Origin of the sequence: Micromonospora sp. NPDC047465 (assembly GCF_040643125.1) — a bacterium.
Lineage (GTDB): Bacteria > Actinomycetota > Actinomycetes > Mycobacteriales > Micromonosporaceae > Micromonospora.
This window is the reverse complement of record NZ_JBEYTP010000020.1, coordinates 38,369-62,159: the sequence shown is the minus strand read 5'-3', so window position 1 is coordinate 62,159 and position 23,791 is coordinate 38,369. Positions and strand designations below refer to the sequence as shown.

Here is a 23,791-nt window from a genome sequence, read left to right as displayed (position 1 = left end):
TCGGGCGTCGCGACCGGATCGGGACCCATCCTCCTGGCGGCTGGCTAACCAGCGGAGACGCCGCCGTTGCGGTCGTGTAAAGCGCTACCGGCGGGTGCGGCGCACGCGCAGCACCTCGGCGACCGACCACGCCTGGAACGGGCAGCCGGTCGCGCCGTGCGGCGGGAGGCCGTCGGCCGTCTCGCTCACCGATCCCAGCCCGTATTCGGTCAGATGAGCTTCGATGCCCACGAAAAGGTCGTCAACCGGCATCTCGGCCCGCCGGGCGGCGTCGGCGTACGGGCCGAGCAGCCAGGGCCACACGGTGCCCTGGTGGTAGGCGCCGTCCCGCTCGGCCGGCCCGCCCCGGTGCCGCCCGACGAACTCCGGCGAGTCGGGGGAGAGGCTGCGCGGGCCCAGCGGGGTGAGCAGCCCGCCGGCGACCCGGCGCAGCGTGGGCTCGTCGGGCTCCAGCGGGGCGTACGGCAGCGACCAGGCCAGCAACTGGTTGGGGCGCAGCAGGTCGTCGTCGTGGTGCGCGGCCCCGCCCAGCGGGTACGCCGGCGCGGGCGCGTCCACCACGTCGTGCAGCCAGCCCGTCGGGGCGGGGAACCGGTCCCGGAACGCGGCGACGGCCCGCTCGTGCAGCCGCCACAGGTCGGTCGCGTCCCGCCCGGCCAGCCCGGTCAGCTCGGCGAGGCCGGCCAGCCCGTTGACCCACAGCGCGTTGACCTCCACCGGCTTGCCGGTACGCGGCGTGACCGGCACCCCGTACACCCGGGCGTCCATCCAGGTCAGCGCCGTGCCCGGGGTGCCGCCCTGGGTGACCAGCCCGTCGGCCGGGTCGACGGCGATGCCGAACCGGGTGCCGGCCAGGTGCGCGTCGACCACCCCACGCAACGCGGGCAGCAGTTCGTCGCCGAGGTCGGTGTCGCCGGTGACGGTGACGTGCCGGCTCACCGCGTGCAGGAACCACAGCGTCGCGTCGACGGTGTTGTACTCCACCCGGCCGGTGTCGGCGGTGTTGGCGAGCATCCCCTCCGACAGCGTCGCCGCGTACGCCCGCAGCAGCTCGCGGCCCTCGTCGGCCCGGTTGGTGCAGAGGAACAGCCCCTCGTAGGAGATCATCGTGTCCCGCGACCAGGCGCCGAACCACGGGTAGCCGGCCACCACGTCCGGCCCGGTGCCGGTGCGGATCACGAAGGCGTCCGCGGCCAGCGCGAGCGTCGCCTCGACCGGGTCCGCCGGCTTCGCCGCCGCCACGACCCGCCGGTTGCGGGCCCGGGCCGCCGCCACCACCTCGATCGCCGGCGGCGGCTCCTGCGCCAGGTCGCCGGCGCAGGCGAGCACCGACACCGTGTCGCCCGGCCCGCTCAGCTCCCCGGAGAAGCGACCGGCGTACCAGAGGTCCTCGTCGGGGTGCAGGCCGCGCGCCGCCTCCTCGCGGTGGTGCGCGCCGTGCCACCACTGGCCCTCCGGCGTCCAGTCCGGCCCGGCGAGCCGGAACCCGCCCTCCACCACCGCCCCGCCCGGCACCGGCTCCACCCGCGGGGCCGGCCCGTCGGCGCGGCGCTCGCCGTGCGCGTCCCGCCAGGTGCAGGCCGCCGCCAGTTCGAGCCGCACCGGCCCGCCGGAGACGAGCCGGTGCACCACCGCCACGCACGGGCGGCCGTGCGTCATCGCCAGCTCGCGCTCGATCACCACGTCGCCGACCCGCCAGCGCCACCGGGGCAGGCCGTCGGTCAGGTCGAACCGCTCCAGCAGCTCGAAGCCGCGCGGGTCGACGTCGCCGGAGGCCCACTCGTGAGCGCCCAGGCGCACCCGCGCGCCGGAGGGGAGGACCACCGCCGGGTCCAGGCTGACCAGTCCCACCCGTCGGGACGCCGGCGTCTCACCGGCCACCACCAGCAGGCCGTGGTAGCGGCGGGTCCGCAGGCCGCTGACGGTGCCCATGGCGTACCCGCCGAGGCCGTCGGTGACCAGCCACTCCCGGGTCGCCCCGCCGGTCAGGTCGCCGCACACCTGCGGACCGAATCGAACGTCGATCAACTTTCCTCCACCGGCCGCGGCGTGCGACGGACCACGACGAGAATGGCCCGTGTGGTGAAGTCCCCCGGCGGCGTCGAAGATGTGCGAGTGATCACCGACGTGCCGCCCCCCGACGACCGCGCGCCCGACCCCGAACGACTCCGGCTGGCTCAGGCCGACGCCGGGGAGCAGGACTGGCGCGCATGGGGTCCCTATCTGTCCGAACGGGCGTGGGGGACGGTACGGGAGGACTACAGCGAGCACGGTACGGCCTGGGACTACTTCCCGCACGACCACGCGCGGTCCCGAGCCTACCGGTGGAGCGAGGACGGGATGGCCGGCGTCTGCGACGACCGGCAGACGTTCTGCTTCGCCCTCGCCCTGTGGAACGGCAAGGACCCGATCCTCAAGGAGCGGATGTTCGGCCTCGGCGGCGACGGCGGCAACCACGGGGAGGACGCCAAGGAGTACTGGTGGTACGAGGACTCCACGCCCACCCACTCGTGGATGCGCTGGCGGTACCACTACCCGCAGGCCGCCTTCCCGTACGACGAGCTGGTCGCGGTCAACGCCCTGCGCGGCCGGGACGACACCGAGTACGAGCTGGTCGACACCGGCATCTTCGACGACGACCGGTACTGGGCAGTGACCGTCGACTACGCCAAGGCGACCCCGACGGACATGTGCGTCGTCGTCACGGTCGCCAACCGGTCCGACCGGGCGGCCACCCTGCACGTGCTGCCCACCCTCTGGTTCCGCAACACCTGGGCGTGGGGGCTGCCCGGCTGCGACCGGGTGCCCCGGCTGGTCGGCGAGGGGTCGCGGCTGGTGGGGGAGCACCGGGTGCTCGGCCAGCTGCTGCTGGAGGGCGACGGCGAGCCCACGCCGCTGCTCTGCGACAACGACAGCAACGCCGAGCGGCTCTGGGGGCTGCGCAGCCGGTCCCGCTACCCGAAGGACGGCATCAACGACCACGTCGTCGACGGGGCCGCGACGGTCAACCCGGCCCGGGAGGGCACCAAGGGCGCGCTGCACTACGTGCTGGACGTGCCGGCCGGCGCGCAGCGGCGGATCCGGCTGCGGCTGACCCGTACCGCCCCGCCGCCGGGCGGCACCCCGCCCCCGCCGGCGGACCTCGGCGACGGCTTCGACGCGGTGGTCTGGGCCCGGCGGGCGGAGGCGAACCGGTTCTTCGCCGGCGTGATCCCGGCCGCGGCGACCCCGGACGAGGCCCTGGTCGCCCGGCAGGCGATCGCCGGGCTGATGTGGGGCAAGCAGTTCTACCACTTCGACGTCAAGCGCTGGCTGGAGGGCGATCCGGGGTCCGCGCCGCCGCCCGGTCGCCGGCACGGGCGCAACAGCGCCTGGTGGCACATGAGCAGCTTCGACGTGATCTCCATGCCGGACCCGTGGGAGTACCCCTGGTACGCGGCCTGGGACCTGGCCTTCCACTGCGTCAGCATCGCGCGGGTCGACCCCGGCTTCGCCAAGGCGCAGCTGCTGCTCCTGCTCCGCGAGTGGTACCTGCACCCCAACGGGCAGATCCCGGCGTACGAGTGGGCGTTCGGCGACGTGAACCCGCCGGTGCACGCCTGGGCGGCGCTCAAGGTGTTCGAGATCGACGGCAGCCGGGACCACGACTTCCTGGCCCGGGCGATGCACAAGCTGCTGCTCAACTTCACCTGGTGGGTCAACCGCAAGGACACCGGCGGCAACAACGTCTTCGAGGGCGGCTTCCTCGGGCTGGACAACGTCGGCCCGTTCGACCGTTCGGCGGCGCTGCCCGTGGCGGGGGTGCTGGAGCAGTCCGACGGCACCGGCTGGATGGCCATGTACGCCCTCAACCTGCTCGACATCGCGATCGTGCTGGCCGAGCACGACCGCACCTGGGTCGACACCGCCACCAAGTTCTTCGAGCACTTCGCCTACATCGCGGCCGCCGCGTACGAGCAGGGCCTGTGGGACGACGAGGACGCGTTCTTCTACGACGTGCTGCGGCTCGCCGACGGCACGAAGGTGCCGCTGAAGGTCCGCTCGGTGGTGGGGCTGCTGCCGCTCGCGGCGACCACCCGGCTCACCGCGCGTACCCTGCACCGGCTGCCCGAGCTGGGCGCCCGGCTGCGCTGGTTCCTCACCAACCGCCCCGAGTACGCCGACGTGGTCGGCGCCCGGCGGCTCGGCCCGGACGGCCGCCAGCACCGGCTGCTGTCCATGGTCGGCCCGGAGCAGATCGTCCCGCTGCTGGCCCGGATGCTCGACCCCGACGAGTTCCTCTCCGAGTACGGCCTGCGGACGCTGTCCCGGGCCCACCTGGACAAGCCGTTCTCGGTGACCCTCGGCGGCCAGGAGTTCAGCGTCGGCTACGAGCCGGCCGAGTCGACCAGCGGCCTGTTCGGGGGCAACTCCAACTGGCGCGGCCCGATCTGGATGCCGACGAACTTCCTGCTGATCAGCGCGCTGCGCGACTACGCCACGTTCTTCGGCGACGACCTGCAGGTGGAGTACCCGACCCGCTCGGGGGTGAAGCGGACGCTCGACGAGATCGCCGACGACCTCTCCGCGCGGCTGATCTCGCTGTTCACCCGCGACGGCTGGGGCCGGCGGCCGATCTACGGCGCCGCCCAGCTCTTCCAGACCCACCCGGACTGGCGGGACCTGATCTGCTTCCCCGAGTACTTCCACGGCGACAACGGGGCGGGCCTGGGCGCCTGGCACCAGACCGGCTGGACGGCGCTGGTCGCCGACCTGATCCTCACCCTGCGCCGCTGACCGACACCCGCCGGGCCTTCGCCCGTCACCCGCTCGCCCGCCGGTCGGGGCGACGGGCATCGGGAGGCGGAACCCGGATGACCGGGCCGGCGGAGGGCAGTACCGTGGCGCCGGCCGTCAACGGGAGGAAAGCCATGGCAGACACGACACGCCGGCGCGGCGGGCAGGTGCTCGTCTTCGACGCCGACGACACGCTCTGGGAGAACAACATCCTGTTCGAGCGGGTGATCGACGACTTCCTGGAGTGGCTGGACCACCCCACGCTCGACCGCGCCGAGACCCGCGCCATCCTGGACGACATCGAGCGGGCCAACACGGTCGCGCACGGCTACGGCAGCAAGGTTTTCCTGCGCAGCCTGGCCGAGTGCCTGGAGCGGCTGCGCCAGCGGCCCGCCACGGAGACCGAGCGGCGCGAGATCGAGGGGCTGGCGGCGGCGCTGGCCGATCACCGGGTGGAGCTGATGCCGGGGGTGGCCGAGGCGCTGGACGACCTGGCCGGCCGGCACGAGCTGTTGCTGCTGACCAAGGGCGAGCCCGAGGACCAGCAGCGCAAGCTCGACGCCTCCGGGCTGCTGCACCACTTCCGGGCCGCCCACATCGTGCCGGAGAAGGACGTCGACACCTACCGGTGGCTGACCCGGGAGCACGACATCGACCCGGCCGTCGCCTGGATGATCGGCAACTCCCCGAAGTCCGACATCCTGCCCGCCCGCGCCGCCGGTATGAACGCCGTGTTCATCCCCAACGACAACACCTGGGTGCTGGAGCACGCCGAGCTGGACCCGGCCGACCGGGGCGTGCTGCGGCTGTCCGCGTTCCCCGAACTGCTGCTCCACTTCTGAGCCGTACGCTGGTCGCGGGCCGCGGTGCGAGGGCGGCGGCACGGTGGTCGCCTCGACGGGGAACAGCGCTGGCCCGCGGGGCCGCGTTACGTCGACATGCCGCTTTTTCACCTTGACATCAATCACGCTCGCTCGGACCCTGTTCGTCCTTGTCCGGCCCGCAGACGCACGCCTAACCTGATCCGGCGCTCACGGCTCGTCGGGGTGAGTCGGGGGCGCGCCGAAGTCCGGTAGTTGGGCACCGTGGAGCTGAGTGCAGGCGGCAGGCTCGCCGTGGTGAGCCCGGCGTGGGCGGCGTGCCACGCCCGCGCGCTCATTCGGTGATGTCCGCTACCACGCCGGACGGCTGGGGGTCAGGATCGGGGAGTTGCGGACCCGGTCCTGACCCGCCCAGCGGACACGCCTCCACCTGGGCTCGACATCAAGAGGTCGATGTAGCCGGGTGACGAGCGTTCGCGCCTGGTGTTCAGCCAACCAGGTCGAGCTCGTCTTTCTCCCGACCTACGCCTTGTGGCTGAACTGGATCGAGGCCGAGTTCGCTGCCGTGCGGTACGTCGTCCTCAACGGCACCGATCACCGCACCCACGCCGAGCAGGACGCGAGGCACTAGAAGCAATCAGCACCTCGCCTACCTGGATCCGGGCACGCCCATTCGTCGAAATCGTGTTCAGTTTGCCTTGGTGGCGAGTTCTGGTCTGTCGACAGCCTGCACGTCCGCGGCCGACGCGGAGGATGTCGTTGTGCTGGTGGCACGTGTCAGGGCTGCGCCTTCGACATCGAAGGCTGGTAGCCAGCGCAGCCAGCGGGGCAACCACCAGGCGGCGCGTCCGAGCAGGGCGAGGGCTGCGGGCATGGCGATCATCCGGATGATGAAGGCGTCGAAGACGATCCCGAGTGCGAGGGCGAAGGCGATGGGTTTGAGGATGGCGTCGCCCTGCGGTATGAAGCCGCCGAACACGGCGAACATGATGCACGCGGCGGCGAGAACGACGGGGGCGGCCTGCCGGAATCCGGTGATGATGGCGTCGCGGGGTCGTGCGCCGTGGGCGTGGTTCTCGTGCATGCGGGAAACGAGGAACACCTGATAGTCCATGGCGAGGCCGAACAGAATTCCGATGACGATGATCGGGGACAGGCTGAGCAGCGGCCCGGTGGTCTCAGCCTGGACGATGTCCTTGAGCCAACCCCACTGGAACACGGCGGTGGTCGCCCCGAGCGAGGCGCCGATGGTCAGCAGGAACCCGATCACTCCGCCGACGGGCACCAGGATCGAGCGGAACACCAGGACGAGCAGCACCAGTGCCAAGCCGACTACGAGCCCCAGGTAGACCGGCATGGCGTCGTTCAGCTTCTGTGACACGTCGACGCTGACGGCGGTGCTGCCGGTGACGTAGACCCGGGCGCCGTCGGTGGTGCCGAACTTCTCGCGTAGCGCGTGGACGAGGTCGATGGTTTCCTGGCTACTCGGACCGGACGTCGGGATGATCGTGACGAGTGCGGCCGAGCCGTCTGCGGTCACTTGCGGCGGCGCCGCGAGCGCGACGCCGGTCAGCGCGGGGGCCTGCTGAGCGACGGCGGCGGCGCGGGTGGCGGCGCCTTCGCCGTCGACGAGCACCAGCAGCGGTCCGGTGAGGCCAGCGCCGAAGCGGTCGGAGAGGATCTGTGTCGCGTTAGCCTGGGTGCTGCCGTCTGCTGGCGCCTGGACCAGGGTCGTGCGCATCGAGAACACCGGGACCGCGATGACGCCGAGGGCGAGCACCGCCGCGAGCAGGCTGGTCCAGCGGCGGCGGGTCACGGTACGGGCCCAACTGGTGTAGAAGCCGCGGTCGGCCTGCGGCGTGGCGGCGGGATCGTTGGTCTCCGCGGCCGGCCGCTGTGCCAATTGCTGACGGGCGCGGTGCGGCAGTGCGCGGACGCCGATGAAACCGAGGACTGCTGGTACGAGGGTGACGGCGACCAGGACGGCGACCACGATCGTCGCCGCGGCGGCGAGCCCCATTTCGGTCAGGAACGGGATGCCCGCGATGGCGAGCCCGGCCAGGGCGATGACGACCGTGGCACCAGCGGTGACGACGGCCGAACCGGCCGTGCCGACGGCCATCGCGGCGGCATCTGCGGTGGTGTGCCCTCGCAGCAGTTCCTGCCTGAACCGGGTCACGATGAACAGGGCGTAGTCGATGCCGACCGCCAGACCGAGCATCACGGCGAGGATCGGCGTGGTCGACTGAAGGTCGACGAAGCCGGTGAGTGTCGTGATGCCGAGCGCGCCGATGCCGACGCCGACGACCGCGGTGATCAGGTTCATGCCTGCGGCGACGAGCGAGCCGTAGGTGATCGTGAGCACGAGGAGGGCGATGATCACACCGATCACCTCGGCCGAGCCACCGACCTCGGTTATCGCCTGTGCGGCTTCGCCGGTGACCTCGACGGTGAGGCCGGCGGCGCGGGCGTCGGCAACCACGTCGAGCAGCGCCTCGCGTTGCGTATCGGTGATGTCGGGTGCCTGAACCGAGTAGGTGACGGTGCTGTACGCGGCCCGCTGGTCGGCCGACACGAAAGGGGACGCCGGGTCGAGGGGATTGGTGGCGTTCGCCACGCCGGGCAGCTTCTCAAGTTCGGCCACGATCTTCGCGACCTGACCGGCCGTCTCCGGGGCGGTGATCTTCGCCGTGCCGGGTGCCTGCAGCACTACCTGGGCGGTGGCGCCGTTGGCGGTCGAGCCGAAACGCTCCTCGATCAGGGTGAGGGCGGTGGTGGATTCCTGTCCGGGGATCTCGAAGGTGTTCATCGTCCTGCCGGACATGGTGCTCGCGCCTACGGCAGCGGCGAGCAGCACGACGATCCAGGCGACGGTGACGCCGAGCCGGTGCCGGACCGAGGCCAGCCCGAGGCGGTGCAGGAAGGTGGCCATGCCTGTTCCTCTCAGTTCGCGGTGGGGCGTGGGTGCCCCAGCGCGTCGTAGCTGACGGCGGCGAGCAGCGGGCGCACCTCACTGGGCGGGCGGTCGTGACAGGTGACCGCGGCGACGGCGAGCGCGCCGAGGGCGCCGACGATGCGCACCGCTCGGGCCAAGTCGTCGGGTGCGCTGGCGAACGCCGAAGACAGGGCATCGCCGATGGCCGCCACGTACGGGGCGACGTCGCTGGCATCGAGGCTGTTGAGGATGCTGAGCAGCAGCGCCATGAACCCTGGCCGGCGCAGCGCGAGATCGACAAGCGCTTCGATCGTCTCGCGGTCGCGTGACGGTCCGGGTGGCAGATCGGCGACCGCTGTGCTGATCGCCCGCATCTCGGCGACGCAGCCGTCGAGGACTGCCTGTTGCAGTGCTTTCTTGCTGGGGTAGCGGTGCAGCAGGCCGGTCTTGGAGTAACCCACGGCGTCCGCGATTCGCTGGATCGACGTCTCTTTGAAGCCGTGACGCGCGAACAGCGTGGCGGCGCAGTTGATGATCTCGTCGTCGAGTTCCTGTTTCGTCTGCCGAGGCATGCGGACCAACATAGTCCGTCACGGACCAATCTGGTCCGGAAGCGACCGTGATGGTCCTCACGTGGATGAAGCCCGGCCGGGCAACGGGGTCTACGGCCCGCCAGTGAGCTGTTGGCCGCGTTGAAGAACCCACGGCGTGGTTTCGAGAATCGTCAAGACCTGTGGAAAAGAGGTCGCGCGGACGGGATCATCCGCGCCGCCCACGTCCGCCCGCTGCTTCCGGCCGGGCCCGGCCCGGGCCTGTTCGCGGTTGGGCAGCGCCGGTTGGGCAGCCCTGGACGGCGTACGGCGGGTGACGCTGCGCCCCGGTTGCCGCCGCCCGCGCCGATGATGAGGCCGGGCGGCTCCTCGCCCCGCTCGGCACGGCGTCCGACGCCCTGCTCCAGCCCGAGCGGGTCGCCCGGCAGCTCAGGTCCAGGCCGCGCGGATGCACCGCGCCCTGGATGAGCTGGCCGACGCCCATCTTGCCCAGACCCACCGCAACGTGCCTGGGCCTGGGCGCGCGGCTCCGGCTTGGGCGTGAGCTGTCAGCGTGTACGTCGAATCGGAAGACGTACGCCTGAGCGGACGCGCGCCGACCGTGCCGGCACGGTCGGATGTCGCCAGTCTCAGGAGACCTCGCCGCGCACGATCGCCACCGCCACCCGGCAGAACTCGTCCATGTCCGGCTGGAAGCCGGCCGCGATGTCGGGGTGCAGGCCGCCGCGCGTCTCGTCGAGCAGCCGCTGGCAGACCTGCTCGACCGGCTCACCGGCGTAGCTGGCCCGGACCCGTTCCGTCGCGGCCTGCAGCGCCGAGGTCAGCTGGTCCTCCAGCGGGCCGCGCAGCTTCTGCTGCACGGGATCGAGCCCGCGAGGGTCCAGCGTGACATGTGGCTCCGACATCGGCGCTCCTTTCGTCGGCGTCCGCGGTACCCCACCACGGCCGTCGGTCAAACCACGTTCGGTGCGGCGGCGACCCGCACCTGGTACGAGAATTCCTCGGCCGGTTCCTCCACGTACGACAGCCGGCGGATCTGCCGGTCGTCGTCGTAGAGGGCGACGTCCACGAGGACGCCGAGGTGCGCCAGGCCGATGCTGGCCACCCGCTTCTTGTCCTGGAGCACCGCGCACACCCCGCCGAGCAGGGTGCTGGCGTCGGAGGTGCGGTGCCCCGGCGGGCAGCGCAGCACGAGGTCCACCTCGACCGGCCCCGACAGCGGGGTCCAGCCGGTGCGCTGGGCCGCCTCGCAGGCCGCCAGGAGCAGGGCGCGGACCCTCGTCGCCTGCCGGTGCCCGGCGGCGAAGATGGACAGCGCCTCGGTCTTGACCGGTGGCAGGCCGCTCACCTCGAACGTCAGGGCGAGAGCGCGGGTGTCCTGCACGACGGCACCTCCTCGTTGGGACGATCCTGCCCAACCGGTTCAGCGGTGCAGGGGAGTTCCCGCGAGAACCAACCGATCGGACAGGATGGGGTCGGCCGGAGGCGTGTCGACGTCGGCGGCGAACGCGCTGGCTGCGGAGCTACGGAAACGTTAGTGGACCGGCCGGCCGCTCGGTAGCTCCACGCTCACGGGGTGGGACGCGGCGCGAAGGCGCAGAACTCGTTGCCCTCGGGGTCGGCCAGGACCCACCAGTGGACCGTGTCGTCGGGCTCGCGCAGCAGCGTCGCGCCGGCCCGGAGCAGCGCGGTCGGCTCCGGGTCGGTCAGGTCGACGTCCCAGTGCATGCGGTTCTTGACCGTCTTGCGCTCCGGCACGGGGTCGAAGACCCACCAGTCCCACGGGAAGCCGGCGGCGCCCACGACCGAGGCCGCGCCCGCGTCGCCGGCCTCGACCTTGCCGCCGGTCACCTCGGCCCACCAGGCGGCCTGGGCTGCCGGGTCGGCCGCGTCGACGATCAGCTCGAACGGCCCGGGCCGGGCGCCCTCGCGGGGCGGGAACGCGCAGAACAGGTTGCCGTCGGGGTCGGCCAGCACCCACCAGCCGATCTCCGCGTCCGGCTCGCGCACCAGCCGGGCGCCGGCCGCCAGCAGCGCCGCCGGGTCCGCCTCGGCCAGGCGCAGGTCCAGGTGTACGCGGGTCTTGACCGTACGCGGCTCGGGCACCCGGTTGACCCAGATCGACTCGGCCCGGGACCGGGCCGCCCGGGGGTCGACCCGCGTGTCCCCGTCGCCGAGGTCCACGAGGTCGCCGTCGAGCACCCGCGCCCAGAAACCCCCCGTCTCGCGGGGATCGGCGGCGTCCAGACACAGATCCTTGAAGCTCGCGATCACATCCCCATCATCCCGCCCCAAACCCGGCCGATCCGTCCCGCCACGCCCGCTCCATCAACCAGTCCACCCGCCGCCCAGCCCCCGCCCGGTTGATCATGAAGTGGCGACGAAGCGGACAAATGGTCCCAACAACTTCATGATCAACGGGTGGGGCGGGAGGGAGGGAGGGGCCGGAGGGGAGGGCGGGTGGGGCAGGGTGAGGGGAGGGAGGGTCAGTGGCGGGCGCGCTTGATTTCGTGGAAGGCGGGCATCCGGATCAGCGGGAGCAGGGAGTCCCATATGGTCAGGGCGTCGTCGGTGCCGGGGACCTCGGTCAGGATGGGGCCGTGGATGCCGCGTTCGGCGCCGGGCAGCATCAGCACGGGTGAGCCGACGTCGGGGCCGGCGGAGGTGTACGCCAGCGCGTGCGACTCGCGTACCGCGTCGTCCCAGCGGTCCTCGTCGAGGGCCGGCGCGGCCTCCTGGAGGTCCGCCGCCTCGACGGCCGCGTCCACGATCTTCGGCGACAGCGGGTTGCCGGCGTCGTGACTGCGGGCGCCGACCTCGGCGTAGAACCGGGCGACGTCGTCGTGGCGGCCGTCGGCGCGCAGCGCCTCCACCAGCCGCAGCGCCCGGCTGGAGGCGGTCATCGCCTCGGCGAACTGCGGCGCGACGTTCCCCTCGTTGAGGATGGCCAGGCTGAAGGCCCGCCACTCGAGGTGCAGACCGCGGGCGTCGGCGACGGCGACGAGCCACCGGGACGTGCGCCAGGTCCACGGGCAGGCGGGGTCGAAGAAGAAGGTGGCGTCCATCGACCGAGCCTACGGGCGGCCCGGCGGACCCGCACCACACCCGGCCCCTGTCGGGGTCGTCTCACCAGCGTCAGGTTTCGCGACTTCGCAGGTCGGGCAGTGTTGGGGCCACGAAACGCCGGGGCGGCGGATCCGCAGGTCAACGCCCTGATCGTTCCGCCGTGCGCCGGGGCACGGAGCATCACCCCGGCTTTGGCCGACATGAGGGGAGGGGTGGTGAGCGACCCTGACAAGGCCCGACGCCGAGGACGGCTACGCGTACGTGGGGTGGCCGCGGCCGCGGCGTTGACGCTGGTGGCGCCGATGGCGGCAGCCTGCGGCTCCGGCGGGGACGGCGGCACGCCCACGATCAACCTGTACTACCCGCCGGAGCAGAACCTGCAGAAGGTTGTCGACGACTGCAACGCGCAGGCCCAGGGGCGCTACAAGATCGCCTACCGGGTGCTGCCGCGGCAGGCGGACGACCAGCGGGTGCAGCTGGTCCGCCGGCTGGCGGCGCAGGACAGCGGCATGGACGTGCTCGGCCTCGACGTCACCTGGACCCAGGAGTTCGCCAGCGCCGACTGGATCCTGGAGTGGACCGGCCAGGACAAGGCCGAGGTGGAGCAGGGCACCCTCGCCGGCCCGCTTGAGACGGCCCGCTACCAGGACAAGCTCTACGGCGCGCCGAAGAACACCAACGTGCAGCTGCTCTGGTACCGCAAGGACCTCGTCCCCGAGCCGCCGAAGACCTGGGACCAGATGATCTCCACCGCCCAGGAGCTGAAGCAGCAGGGCAAGCCGTACCAGGTGCTCACGATGGGCGCGCAGTACGAGGGCCTCGTCGTCCTCTACAACACCCTCGCCGAGAGCGCCGGTGGCAAGATCCTCAGCGACGACGGCGAGCAGGCCGTGATGGACGCCGGCACCGTCCGGGCGCTGGAGCAGCTCCAGCGGTTCGCCACGTCGGGCGTGACGTCGCCGTCGTTCAGCAACGCCACCGAGGACCCCGTCCGGCTGGAGTTCCAGTCCGGCAGCGGCGCGTTCCAGGTGAACTGGCCGTTCGTCTACCCGGCGATGCAGGAGGCCAACCCGGAGCTGGCCAAGCAGGTCGGCTGGGCGCGGATCCCGGGCATCGACGGGAACACCCCGAGCAAGGTCACCATCGGCGGGGTCAACATGGCCGTCAGCGCGTACTCGAAGCACCCCGAGGAGTCCTTCGAGGTGGCCAGGTGCATCCGCAACGAGAAGAACCAGAAGTTCTCCGCGATCAACGACGGCGTGCCGCCGACCATCGAGAAGGTCTACGACGACCCGGAGATGGCCGAGGCGTACCCGATGAAGGAGACCATCCTCGAGGAGCTCAAGGACCCGGCGGTCCGGCCGTTGACCCCGGCGTACCAGAGCATCTCCACCGTCATGTCGGCGATCCTGTCGCCGCCGTCGGCGATCCGGCCACAGCAGACCGCCGACGAGCTGCGCGACGCCATCGCCGACGCCCTCGACTCGAAGGGGGTCCTGCCGTGAGCGTCAACGCCACGCCCGCCGGCGCCGACGCCACGGCGCGGGCCGAGCGCACCGCCGGGCGACACGTCGCGGTGCCGGCCCAGCGGGGAGGTCGCGGCCGGAAGGCCCCGCTGAGCGAGAACAAGAAGGCCGAGCGCCGGCTGGGCTGGCTGCTCTGCGCCCCCGCCGCGCTGGTCATGGTGCTGGTGACGGCGTACCCGATCCTCTACTCGGTCTGGCTGTCGCTCCAGCGCTTCGACCTGCGCTTCCCCGACGAGCGCGAGTTCATCGGGCTGGAGAACTACGTCACCGTGCTGACCAACGAGTTCTGGTGGACGGCGTTCGGGGTGACCGCGCTGATCACCGTGGTCACCGTCGCGGTCGAGTTGGTGCTCGGCATGGGGCTGGCGCTGATCATGCACCGCACGCTGGTCGGCCGGGGCATCGTCCGCACCGCGGCGCTGATCCCGTACGGCATCGTCACGGTGGTCGCGGCGTTCTCCTGGCGGTACGCGTGGACGCCCGGCACCGGCTACCTGGCGAACCTGTTCAGCGAGGGCGCGCCGCTGACCGAGCGGGCCAGCTCCCTGGCGATCATCATGCTGGCCGAGATCTGGAAGACGACGCCGTTCATGGCGCTGCTGCTGATGGCCGGCCTGGCGCTGGTGCCGGAGGACCTGCTCAAGGCCGCCTCCACCGACGGTGCGACCGCCTGGCAGCGGTTCACCAAGGTGATGCTGCCGGTGATGAAGCCCGCGATCCTGGTCGCGCTGCTGTTCCGCACGCTGGACGCGTTCCGGGTGTTCGACAACATCTTCGTGCTGACCGCGGGCGGCAACGAGACCTCGTCGGTGTCGATGCTCGCCTACAACAACCTGATCCGGGGCCTGAACCTCGGCATCGGGTCGACGATGTCGGTGTTGATCTTCATCGCCGTGGCGATCATCGCCTTCGTCTTCGTGAAGCTGTTCGGTACCGCTGCCCCCGGCAGCGACGACGGGGAGAGGCGCTGAGATGGCTGACACCACCACCCGGGCGAAGCTGCGCTGGGGCCTGCTGGACGCCATCGTGGTCGTCTTCGCGCTGGTGCCGGTGCTCTGGATCATGTCGTTGTCGTTCAAGACCCCGGCGACCCTGACGGACGGGAAGTTCATCCCGCGCGAGTGGACGCTGGACAACTACCGGACGATCTTCTCCACCGACCAGTTCGTCCGCGCCCTGGTCAACTCGATCGGCATCGCGTTGATCGCCACCGCGATCGCCGTGGTGCTCGGCGCCATGGCCGCGTACGCGATCTCCCGGCTGGACTTCCCCGGCAAGAAGCTGCTGGTCGGTGTCTCGCTGCTGATCGCAATGTTCCCGCAGGTGTCGCTGGTGTCGCCGCTGTTCGAGATCGAACGGCAGCTCGGCCTCTTCGACACCTGGCCGGGGCTGATCCTGCCGTACATCACCTTCGCCCTGCCGCTGGCGATCTACACGCTGTCGGCGTTCTTCAAGCAGATCCCGTGGGACCTGGAGAAGGCGGCGAAGATGGACGGCGCGACGCAGGGGCAGGCGTTCCGGCGGGTCATCGCCCCGCTGGCCGCGCCGGGGCTGTTCACCACGGCGATCCTGGTCTTCATCTTCTGCTGGAACGACTTCCTCTTCGCCATCACGCTGACCTCCACCGAGCGGGCCCGCACGGTGCCGGTGGCGCTGTCGTTCTTCACCGGCGAGTCGCAGTTCGAGGATCCGACCGGGGCGATCTGCGCCGCCGCCGTGGTGATCACCATTCCGATCATCCTGTTCGTTCTCTTCTTCCAGCGCCGCATCGTCTCCGGCCTGACCTCCGGCGCAGTCAAGGGATAGGTGGTAGTCATGGCTGACATCGTGCTCGACAAGGTGAGCAAGAGGTTCCCGGACGGGACCACGGCGGTGCGGGACGTCGACCTGGAGATCGCCGATGGCGAGTTCGTGATCCTGGTCGGCCCGTCCGGCTGTGGGAAGTCCACCACCTTGAACATGATCGCGGGCCTGGAGGACATCAGCTCCGGCGAGCTGCGCATCGGCGGCGAGCGGGTCAACGACAAGGCTCCCCGGGACCGGGACATCGCGATGGTGTTCCAGTCGTACGCCCTCTACCCGAACATGACGGTGCGGGAGAACATGGCGTTCCCGCTGCGGCTGGCGAAGCTGGACAAGGAGACGATCAACCAGAAGGTGGAGGAGGCGGCGAAGGTCCTGGAGCTGTCCGCGCTGCTGGACCGCAAGCCGGCGAACCTCTCCGGCGGCCAGCGCCAGCGGGTGGCGATGGGCCGGGCGATCGTCCGGCAGCCGAAGGCGTTCCTGATGGACGAGCCGCTGTCCAACCTGGACGCGAAGCTGCGGGTGCAGATGCGCACCGTGGTGTCGCGCCTGCAGAAGCAGCTCGGCACCACCACCGTCTACGTCACCCACGACCAGACCGAGGCGATGACCCTCGGCGACCGCGTGGTGATCATGCGGGGCGGCGCCGTGCAGCAGGTCGGCCCGCCGCAGGAGCTGTACGACCACCCGCGCAACCTCTTCGTCGCCGGGTTCATCGGCTCGCCGTCGATGAACTTCCTGCACGCGGTTGTCGAGGACGGCAAGCTGCGTACGGCGTTGGGCGACGTGCCGATCGGCGAGCGGATCCGGCGCGAGCTGTCCGGCGGCGACGCCCCACGCGAGCTGATCCTCGGCATCCGGCCGGAGCACTTCGAGGACGCCGCGTTGATCGACGACGACACCCGCCGTCGGGGCATGGAGTTCGAGGCGCCGGTCGACATCGTCGAGTCGATGGGCTCCGACAAGTACGTCTACTTCAGCGTCGAGGGGCAGCGGGCCAGCGCCGCCGAGCTGGAGGAGTTGGCGGCCGACGCGGGCGCGGACTTCAGCGGCGGCGGCGCCAGCCTGGTGACCCGGCTGTCGGCCGAGTCACCGGTGGCGGAGGGGCAGCACCGGCGGGTCTGGTTCAACCTGGAGAAGATCCACCTGTTCGACCCGTCGAACGGGCGCAACCTCACCCTGCACGAGGGTCGGGCGGCCGGCGCGCTCGCCGACTGACGCGACGACGCGCGGGGCGGATGGGTCGCGCTGACCCGCCCGCCCCTTGCCGTGTCGGCGGTCAGCGGCGTCGCCGGCTGGCCTCCGGGATCTCCGCCTCGACCCGCTCCCGCCGGATCTGGTCGTCGACGGGCTGCTGCTCGACGACCTCGTCCTTGGCGAGGTGGACCCGCTCGACGGGCACCGTGTCCTTGCCGACCACCGGCCGTTCGGCGCGCAGGGTCATCTCCTGCTCGGCCTCGCCGATGTCGGCGCGGACACCGCGGGCGTCGCCGGCGGCAATGGGCTCCCGCTCGACGTACACCTCGTCGTGCTCGACCGGCACGGTGGTGTGCACGTCCTCGGTGACGACGTACTTGCGCAGCCGCGCCGTACCGGCCGGCTGGCTCTCCGTGCCGACCCGCAGTCGCTCCTCGGACCGGATCAGGTCCTCGCCCGCCGCCGGCGCCCGCCCCCGGGCGGCGCTCGGCGCGCCCTGCGGCTGCAGGTGGTAGTGGGCGTAGAGCTGCTCGATCTGGGCCGTGTTCAGCGGCTCGTCGGTGCCGGCGTCCACCGCGGGGGCGTTCTTCACGGTGGACGTGTCGTAGTCGACCGCGAGCCCGCCGTCGGTGATCCGGGCCTTGTCCAGCGGAGCCATCGACTCCTTCCGGCCCATCACGCCGGTCTTCACGCTGACCCAGGTCGGCTCGCCGGCGGCGTCGGTCCAGATCTGACCCACGCTGCCGATCTTCGAACCCGAGCGGTCCTTGACGTCCTGTCCGTACAGCGAACTGGCCTGCTGTGCGCTGAGCTTCATGGACCGTCTACCTCCCTCTCGTGTCGCCGGGTGGATACCCGGCCGACCGGAGCGGATTCGCCGGTGGCCCGGTGAATAGGAGCAGTACGGTGCGGTCGGGGCCACCGGGACTGATGGGGACGGTGTGGGCGACTCAGGCCGCCCAGTCGACGTAGAGCGCGCGGTCGAGGAAGGCCGCGTAGCGGCCGAGGGCGCGTTCCACCCCGGCCCGCCGCGCCGCGCCGAGCGGCGTCAGCGGGCGGACGGTCACGGCCACCCGGTCCCGGCCGACCGTCCGTTTCCAGGTGCCCACGACCCGACCGCCGCGTACGACCGTGGCCTGGAAGACGCCGTTGCCGCCCGGCACGATCGCGTCCCGGTGCGCGGCGTCGAGCATCAGCGAACGGTCCTTGTAGCCCAGCAGGTATTCGTCGAAGCCGGGCAGCACCAGCAGGTCGTCGTCGACCGGTGCACGCGGCGCGTCCGGCAGGGCCGCGTCGACCAGCATCTCCTGCCCGTCGACCCGCACGCGGGCCAGGGCGTCGCCGGCTGCGGCGAGGCCCCGGCGGGCGTCGGTGAGCGTCAGGCCCGTCCAGCCGGCGAACTCCCGGTCGGTGACCGGCCCGTGGCCGCGGACGTAGCGGCGGGCGAGGATCGCCAGCGCCTCGTCCCGGTCGGGTCGGTGCGGCGCGGGTGCCCACTCGTCGAGCAGGGCGAAGGTCTGCTCGGTGCCCACGTTCGGCGCGAGGCAGGTGACGCCCCGCACGCTCGCGTACCAGAGCAGGTGGTAGCCGCGCTGCCCGGCGGTGCCGATGCCGGCCGCCTCCAGCGCCGCCAGGCACCGCGCCCGGGTGAGCCGGCCGCCGCCGGCCAGCGCGGTGCCGAGCACGTCGACCGCCTGGTCCGCGTCGGCCTGGGTCAGCCCGAGCTGCGCGCGGCGCGTCGCGGCGGCGGCCAGCGAGCGTACGCCGGTCAGCTCCAGCATCCAGCGGGCGTCGCGGGGCGGCACGAGGTGCACGGTGCCCCGCATCGGCCAGGTGCGCAGCGCCTCCTGGCGCTCCAGTGCGGCGTGCACGTCGGCGTGGCCCAGCGCGGGCAGCCGGACCCCGAGCGACCACATGCCGCTCGCCAGGTCCTGCGCCTGCATGGCTCCGAACCACTCCACTACGTCGGCGACCCCGCCGGGGTGGGCGGTGGGGTGCGGGCGCAGCAGCAGGCTGGTCATCCGCAGCGCGAGCGCCTCGCGGCCGGTCAGGTCCACGGGATCGGGCTCCTCGGGTCGGGGCAGGGCCACAGCTTAGGACCGGCCCCCGACATCCGACGCATGACGGCCGCCGCAGCGGGAAACCGGCTGCCGGCGGGCGCGTCAGGCGCCCTGGAGGGAGCGACATGACTGCGTCCAGCGAGCCGGCCCGGGGTGCCGGCGCACCGACCCGGGCCGGCCGGGCGGGCCCGTCGGCCAAGACCAGCGCCGCCGCGGCCTTCGCGTTGGTCTTCGGGGTGGCCGCGCTGATCAGCGTGCTGACCGTGATCCTGTCCTGGATCGGCCTGCTGCTCGGCATCATCGGCGTGATCCTGGGCATCGTCGGGCTCAAGATGGCCCGCCGGCCCGGGGTGACCGGCCGGGGCGTGGCGCTCGGCGGCCTGGTGCTCAGCGCCCTGGCGGTGCTGATCGGGCTGGCCTTCGCCGCCGGGATCACCACTTTTCTCAACAACGAGAGCGCCGTGGACCGGATACAGCGGCAGGTCGACGACCTGCGCGACCGGTTGGACTGACCCGCCGGGGCATCTTCCCCTGATCATCATGCGTTCGGCATCTCGCTGGTCGGGTGGGCTCTCGCCGGCCGTTTGACGCCGCAAGTAACGGGTAGTCGCCGGAGCTGACCCGACATGAGGAGGGAAACACCTGATGGCTGCCCAGACCAAGGTCGCGGTGATCTACTACAGCGCGACCGGCATCACGTACCAGATGGCGCAGGCGGCGTGCGAGGCCGCCGGGGAGGCCGGCGCCGAGGTGCGCCTGCGCAAGGTGCGCGAGCTGGCGCCGGACGAGGCGATTCGCTCCAACTCCGGCTGGCACGCGCACCGCATGGAGACCCAGGAGGTCCCGGAGGCCCAGTTGGACGACCTGTCCTGGGCGGACGTGGTGATCTTCGGAACGCCGACCCGGTACGGCGTGATGGCCGCTCAGCTCAAGCAGTTCATCGACACCACCGGGCCGCTGTGGTCGCAGGGCGCCCTGGCGAACAAGGTCTACTCCGCGTTCTGCACGACGGCCACCTCCCACGGCGGCCAGGAGGCGACCCTGCTGTCGCTGTTCACCGTCTTCTACCACTGGGGTGGGGTGGTGGTCACCCCCGGCTACACCGACCCGAGCCAGTTCGTCGCCGGCAACCCGTACGGCGCCTCGCACACCAGCAACAACGGCGAGACCGCGCCGGACGACATCGCCCTCGGCGCCACCGCCCTGACGACGAAGCGGGCGGTGCAGATCGGTGTCGCGCTGAAGGCCGGCCTGGCCGGCTGAGCCGGCGACGACCGGCGGTCCGGACGGGGGCTCTCGACCCGCCCGGCCCGCCGGTCGCATCCAGCCGTACCCCCGATCGGGACGACTATGCACGCTCGGCCGCCGCCGACCGCTCGCCGGTCGCGGGCAGGTCCCCGGCAGGCGCCCGTTCCCCGACCGTCGACAGATGCCCGGCGGGGGAAGGCAGCAGCCCGGACAGCAGATCGGCCAGGACCGCCAGGCCGTCCGGGCTGAGCACCGACTCCGGGTGGAACTGCACCCCCGCCACGCCCCGCCCGCGCAGCGCGTGCACCGCGCCGTCCGCGCCGTCGCGCGCCACCTCGACCGGCCCGTACGGGGTGGTCAGCCGGTCGGCGTCCGCCTGGGCCGTGAACGTCGAGTAGAAGCCGACCCGGCGCCGCGTGCCGAAGAGTCGCACCTCCCGCTGGAGCCCCTGGTAGGGCGCGTCCCGGCGGTGCAGCGCCAGCCCGAGCAGGCCGCACAGCAGTTGGTGGCCCAGGCAGACCGCCAGGGTCGGCCGGCCCTCGGCGAGCAACCCGGCGAGCAGGCCGCGCATCGCGACCATCTTCGGCTCGGTCGTGCTGCCCGGGTCGCCCGGACCGGGGCCGACCACCACCAGGTCGTAGCCGTCCACGGGGCCGGCGGCGTGCCACGGCCGCAGCGTCACCGCCAGGCCCAGCGCGCCCAACTGGTGGGCGAGCATCCCGGTGAACGTGTCCTCGCCGTCGACGATCAGCACCCGACGCCCGGCCAACCCGGGCAGGCCGGGCGCGTCCGGGGCGCGCTGGTCCAGCCAGAACCGGGCCAGCGGCGCGTTGCGGGCGGCCAGCGCCGCGCGGACCTCGGGGTCGTCGGCGAGGCGTACCGCCGGGCGCGCGTCGGCCGCGGGGGCCTGCGGGCCCAGGCCCAGCGCGGCGAGCACGCCGGCGGCCTTGGCGTGCGTCTCGGCCACCTCGCCCTCGGCCGTGGAGTGCCGGACCAGGGTGGCCCCGACCGGCACCCGCAGGTCGCCCGCGGGGGAGATCTCGGCGGTCCGGATCAGGATCGGCGCGTCCAGGCTCTGCCGGCCGGCGTCGTCGCGCCCGAGCAGCGCCAGTACCCCCGCGTAGTAGCGCCGCCCGGTGCGTTCGTGCCGGGCGATCACCCGGCAGGCGTTCTCCATCGGGCTGCCGGTGACGGTGGGCGCGAACATCGTCTCGCGCAGCACCTCCCGCACGTCCTTCGTGCCGCGGCCGGCGAGCAGGTACTCGGTGTGCGCCAGGTGGGACATCTCCTTGAGGTACGGCCCGACCACCTGGCCGCCGTGCTCGGCGACGGTGGCCATCATCTTCAGTTCCTCGTCCAGCACCATGTACAGCTCCTCGACCTCCTTGGGGTCGGCGAGGAAGCGCAGCAGCGCGCCCCGGTCGGCGTCTGCGCCGGTGTGCCGGAAGGTGCCGCTGATCGGGTTCATCATGACCAGCCCGTCGTCGACGCTGACGTGCCGCTCCGGGCTGGCGCCCACCAGGATGCGGTTGCCGGTGTGCACCACGAACGTCCAGTACGCCCCGCGCTCGCCGGACAGCAGCCGGCGCAGCGCGGCGAGCGCGGCGACGAGCGGCGGCCCCTCGACGGTGGCGCGCAGGCAGCGGTGGATGACGAAGTTCGCGCCCTCGCCGCGCCCGATCTCCTCGGCGAGCACCCGGCCGACGGTGGCCGCGTACGCGTCGTCGCTGACGTCGAAGCCGGCGCCGGCGGTGCGCACGGGCACGTCGGGCAGCGCGGCGAGGGCCTCGGCGAGACCGATCCGTTCGTGCCGGGCGATCTCCAGGCACTCCAGCGGTACGCCGTCGTCGACGCAGGCGAAGCCCCGCTCGGTGACCTGCCGGTAGGGCACCAGCGCCAGCGTGCGGGGGCCGGGCGGCCCGTCGGGCAGCGGGATGTCGGCGAGCCGTTCCGCCACGCGTACCGTGCCGGTGAACAGCTCCAGGTGGTCGGCGCCCTCGCGTCGGACGAGCGCGAACGGGCCGGGGTCGGCGCCGGCGGCGACGGCGGCCAGCAGCTCGGGCAGGTGGGTCATGGGGTCTCCTCGGGCCGGGCGGCACCCGGGCGGGGCGACCGGGAGGGCCGGGGAGAGACCGGCGGCCGCCTCGTCGGGCGGCCGCGTGGGAAAGCTACGCGCGGGGGATGGCCGCCGGGTCGGCGGGCCACCAGCAGGTCAGGTGCGCGAGCATGGCACCACCCTACGCGGCGGCCCGTGGGCCGGGAAGCCGATCGGGCGTACGGCTCACCCGCTGGGACGCCGCGGCGCGGCGCAGCGGGTAATTTGGCCGTCGATGAACATTCTCGCGCTCGACCTGGGCACCTCGTCGGTACGCGGGCTCGTGCTGGACGTGGACGCCCGCCCGCTGCCCGGCGCGCTGGCCCGGCGCAGGGTGAGCCTCGTCGTGCACGACGACGGGACCGGCACGCTGGACGGCCCCAGCTACCTGGCCTGCCTGGTCGAGTGCCTGGACGAGCTGGCCGCGGCGGGGCACCTGCGGGACGTGTCCCTGGTGGCGACCTCCGCGCAGTGGCATTCGGTGGTCCCCCTGGGTGCCGACGGTTCGCCCCTCGGGCCGGTGCTGACCTGGTTGGACACCCGGCCGGCGGCCCTGCCCGGCGTGCCGGGGCCGGCCGACCCGGACGATTTCCACCAGCGCACGGGCGCGTGGTGGCACCGCTGCTACTGGTCGATCCGGCTGCCCTGGCTGCGGGAGCGCACCGGCGGTCCGATCGCCCGGTTCGCCGGCCTGGCCGAGTACGTGCTGGGCGAGCTGCTCGACGCCGCGCCGATGTCGATCTCCCAGGCGTCCGGCACGGGGCTGCTGGACGTGCGGACCCTGGACTGGGACGCCGAGGCCTGCGCGCTGGCCGGCAGCCGGGCCGAGGAACTGCCCGAGCTGGCCCCGGCGCGGTGGCGGGGCCGGCTGCGGCCCGGGTACGCGAGGCGCTGGCCCCAGCTCACCGACGCGCCGTGGGCCGGGCCGGTGGGCGACGGCGCGGCGTCGAACGTCGGCACCGGCTGCGTCGCCCCGGACCGGGTCGCGGTGACCGTGGGCACCTCGGCGGCGGTCCGGCTGATGCAGCGCGGCCCGGCGGGCGAGGAGCTGCCTCCGCTGCCGGAGACGCTGTGGCGCTACCGGGTCGACCACGACCACGTGGTGACCGGCGCCGCGTACTCCTCCGGCGGCAACCTGTTCGCCTGGGCCAACCGGGAGCTGCGGCTGCCCGAGGGCGCGGAGCTGGACGCCGCGCTGGCCCGGCTGCCGCCCGACGGCCGCCTGCCGGTGAACGTGCGTTTCGGTGGCGACCGGCCGCCCGGCGTGGTGCCGGCGGGCTCCGGCGAGCTGCGGGGGTTGAGCTTCGGCAGCACCGCCGTGGACATCCTGGCCGGGCTGATGCGGGGCCTGTGCGACCTGGTCGCCGAGGATCTCGCGGTGCTGGAGTCCACTGTCGACAAACCGGTCGAGGTGGTGCTCGGCGGGGGAGCGGTGGCCGCCTCACGCTGGTGGCGTTCGGCGTTCGCCGCCGCGCTCGCGCCCCGGCCCGTGTGGCACGGGCGCAACCCGGAGGTCGGGGCGAGCGGTGCGGCGCTGGTCGCGCTGGGTCGCGTCGGCGACGCGACCCGGCTCGCCGACATCGGCCGGACGGACGAGCCCGCCTCACCCTCCTGAGTCGCACCTCAGCCCGGCCCGTTGACACAGCTCGCGGGCCTGATTGGATGGACTCCGTTCCCCGGGTCGCCGCGGCGGACGCGAGGGACGTAGGAGGC

The 23,791-nt window shown here is 72.5% G+C and carries 20 protein-coding genes; 10 read left to right on the top strand and 10 right to left on the bottom strand.

Annotation, left to right across the window (positions count from 1 at the left end):
- Positions 1-84: 84 nt before the first annotated feature.
- A complete protein-coding gene (locus ABZ793_RS19340; RefSeq protein WP_357458925.1) occupies positions 85-2,028 on the bottom strand; it encodes an amylo-alpha-1,6-glucosidase in 1,944 nt (647 codons plus the stop codon).
- Between the two features lie 42 nt (positions 2,029-2,070).
- Between ABZ793_RS19340 and ABZ793_RS19335 the strand changes: the two genes are divergently transcribed.
- From ABZ793_RS19335 to ABZ793_RS19325, 3 genes are all read left to right on the top strand, one after another.
- Positions 2,071-4,776, top strand: coding sequence for a glucosidase (locus ABZ793_RS19335; RefSeq protein ID WP_357458923.1), 2,706 nt, complete (start codon positions 2,071-2,073; stop codon positions 4,774-4,776).
- A 134-nt stretch (positions 4,777-4,910) separates the two neighbouring features.
- Positions 4,911-5,618 carry an HAD family hydrolase gene (locus tag ABZ793_RS19330; protein WP_357458920.1) on the top strand — a complete coding sequence of 236 codons (708 nt, stop codon included), beginning with the start codon at positions 4,911-4,913 and terminating at the stop codon, positions 5,616-5,618.
- Between the two features lie 442 nt (positions 5,619-6,060).
- Positions 6,061-6,228: a hypothetical protein gene (locus ABZ793_RS19325; protein WP_357458917.1), complete on the top strand. Its 168-nt coding sequence runs from the start codon at positions 6,061-6,063 to the stop codon at positions 6,226-6,228.
- 57 nt (positions 6,229-6,285) lie between these two features.
- On the opposite strand, the gene ABZ793_RS19320 is transcribed toward ABZ793_RS19325, so the two are convergent.
- From ABZ793_RS19320 to ABZ793_RS19295, 6 genes are all read right to left on the bottom strand, one after another.
- Entirely contained in the window at positions 6,286-8,529 is a 2,244-nt protein-coding gene (locus ABZ793_RS19320; protein WP_357458914.1) for an MMPL family transporter, read from the bottom strand.
- A gap of 11 nt (positions 8,530-8,540) precedes the next feature.
- Positions 8,541-9,104 carry a TetR/AcrR family transcriptional regulator gene (locus tag ABZ793_RS19315; RefSeq protein ID WP_357458911.1) on the bottom strand — a complete coding sequence of 188 codons (564 nt, stop codon included), beginning with the start codon at positions 9,102-9,104 and terminating at the stop codon, positions 8,541-8,543.
- 608 nt (positions 9,105-9,712) lie between these two features.
- Positions 9,713-9,988 carry a hypothetical protein gene (locus ABZ793_RS19310; RefSeq protein WP_350684079.1) on the bottom strand — a complete coding sequence of 92 codons (276 nt, stop codon included), beginning with the start codon at positions 9,986-9,988 and terminating at the stop codon, positions 9,713-9,715.
- A 47-nt stretch (positions 9,989-10,035) separates the two neighbouring features.
- Positions 10,036-10,467 (bottom strand): hypothetical protein, encoded by a 432-nt coding sequence (locus ABZ793_RS19305; protein ID WP_357458908.1) that lies wholly within the window; start codon positions 10,465-10,467, stop codon positions 10,036-10,038.
- A gap of 185 nt (positions 10,468-10,652) precedes the next feature.
- The gene (locus ABZ793_RS19300; RefSeq protein ID WP_357458905.1) at positions 10,653-11,357 is read right to left on the bottom strand and encodes a VOC family protein; all 705 of its coding nucleotides are present in this window, start codon (positions 11,355-11,357) and stop codon (positions 10,653-10,655) included.
- Between the two features lie 212 nt (positions 11,358-11,569).
- Positions 11,570-12,148: a DsbA family protein gene (locus tag ABZ793_RS19295; RefSeq protein WP_357458902.1), complete on the bottom strand. Its 579-nt coding sequence runs from the start codon at positions 12,146-12,148 to the stop codon at positions 11,570-11,572.
- 216 nt (positions 12,149-12,364) lie between these two features.
- Here ABZ793_RS19295 and ABZ793_RS19290 point away from each other — a divergent pair, with 216 nt between their 5' ends.
- From ABZ793_RS19290 to ugpC, 4 genes are read left to right on the top strand one after another with little or no spacing between them, the layout of a single operon-like run.
- The gene (locus tag ABZ793_RS19290; RefSeq protein ID WP_357458899.1) at positions 12,365-13,654 is read left to right on the top strand and encodes an ABC transporter substrate-binding protein; all 1,290 of its coding nucleotides are present in this window, start codon (positions 12,365-12,367) and stop codon (positions 13,652-13,654) included.
- On the top strand, positions 13,651-14,646 hold the full coding sequence (locus ABZ793_RS19285; protein ID WP_357458897.1) for a sugar ABC transporter permease: 996 nt from the start codon (positions 13,651-13,653) through the stop codon (positions 14,644-14,646). The genes ABZ793_RS19290 and ABZ793_RS19285 overlap by 4 nt, the downstream gene beginning before the upstream one ends.
- A 1-nt stretch (position 14,647) precedes the next feature.
- A complete protein-coding gene (locus ABZ793_RS19280; protein ID WP_357458894.1) occupies positions 14,648-15,481 on the top strand; it encodes a carbohydrate ABC transporter permease in 834 nt (277 codons plus the stop codon).
- 9 nt (positions 15,482-15,490) lie between these two features.
- A complete protein-coding gene (ugpC, locus tag ABZ793_RS19275) occupies positions 15,491-16,696 on the top strand; it encodes a sn-glycerol-3-phosphate ABC transporter ATP-binding protein UgpC (RefSeq protein ID WP_357458891.1) in 1,206 nt (401 codons plus the stop codon).
- Between the two features lie 61 nt (positions 16,697-16,757).
- Here the strand turns inward: ugpC and ABZ793_RS19270 are convergent, their stop codons facing one another.
- Together ABZ793_RS19270 and ABZ793_RS19265 are read right to left on the bottom strand one after the other, a co-directional pair.
- The gene (locus ABZ793_RS19270; RefSeq protein ID WP_357458888.1) at positions 16,758-17,492 is read right to left on the bottom strand and encodes a YsnF/AvaK domain-containing protein; all 735 of its coding nucleotides are present in this window, start codon (positions 17,490-17,492) and stop codon (positions 16,758-16,760) included.
- Between the two features lie 133 nt (positions 17,493-17,625).
- Entirely contained in the window at positions 17,626-18,696 is a 1,071-nt protein-coding gene (locus tag ABZ793_RS19265; protein WP_357459047.1) for a winged helix DNA-binding domain-containing protein, read from the bottom strand.
- A gap of 164 nt (positions 18,697-18,860) precedes the next feature.
- Here ABZ793_RS19265 and ABZ793_RS19260 point away from each other — a divergent pair, with 164 nt between their 5' ends.
- Positions 18,861-19,247 (top strand): DUF4190 domain-containing protein, encoded by a 387-nt coding sequence (locus ABZ793_RS19260; protein WP_357458885.1) that lies wholly within the window; start codon positions 18,861-18,863, stop codon positions 19,245-19,247.
- A gap of 133 nt (positions 19,248-19,380) precedes the next feature.
- Positions 19,381-19,998: an NAD(P)H:quinone oxidoreductase gene (gene wrbA / locus ABZ793_RS19255; protein ID WP_357458883.1), complete on the top strand. Its 618-nt coding sequence runs from the start codon at positions 19,381-19,383 to the stop codon at positions 19,996-19,998.
- Positions 19,999-20,083: 85 nt separating this feature from the next.
- Here the strand turns inward: wrbA and ABZ793_RS19250 are convergent, their stop codons facing one another.
- Positions 20,084-22,057: a chorismate-binding protein gene (locus ABZ793_RS19250; RefSeq protein ID WP_357458880.1), complete on the bottom strand. Its 1,974-nt coding sequence runs from the start codon at positions 22,055-22,057 to the stop codon at positions 20,084-20,086.
- A gap of 256 nt (positions 22,058-22,313) precedes the next feature.
- On the opposite strand from ABZ793_RS19250, the gene ABZ793_RS19245 reads away from it, so the two are divergent.
- Positions 22,314-23,693, top strand: coding sequence for an FGGY family carbohydrate kinase (locus tag ABZ793_RS19245; RefSeq protein WP_357458877.1), 1,380 nt, complete (start codon positions 22,314-22,316; stop codon positions 23,691-23,693).
- The last annotated feature ends 98 nt before the right edge of the window (positions 23,694-23,791 follow it).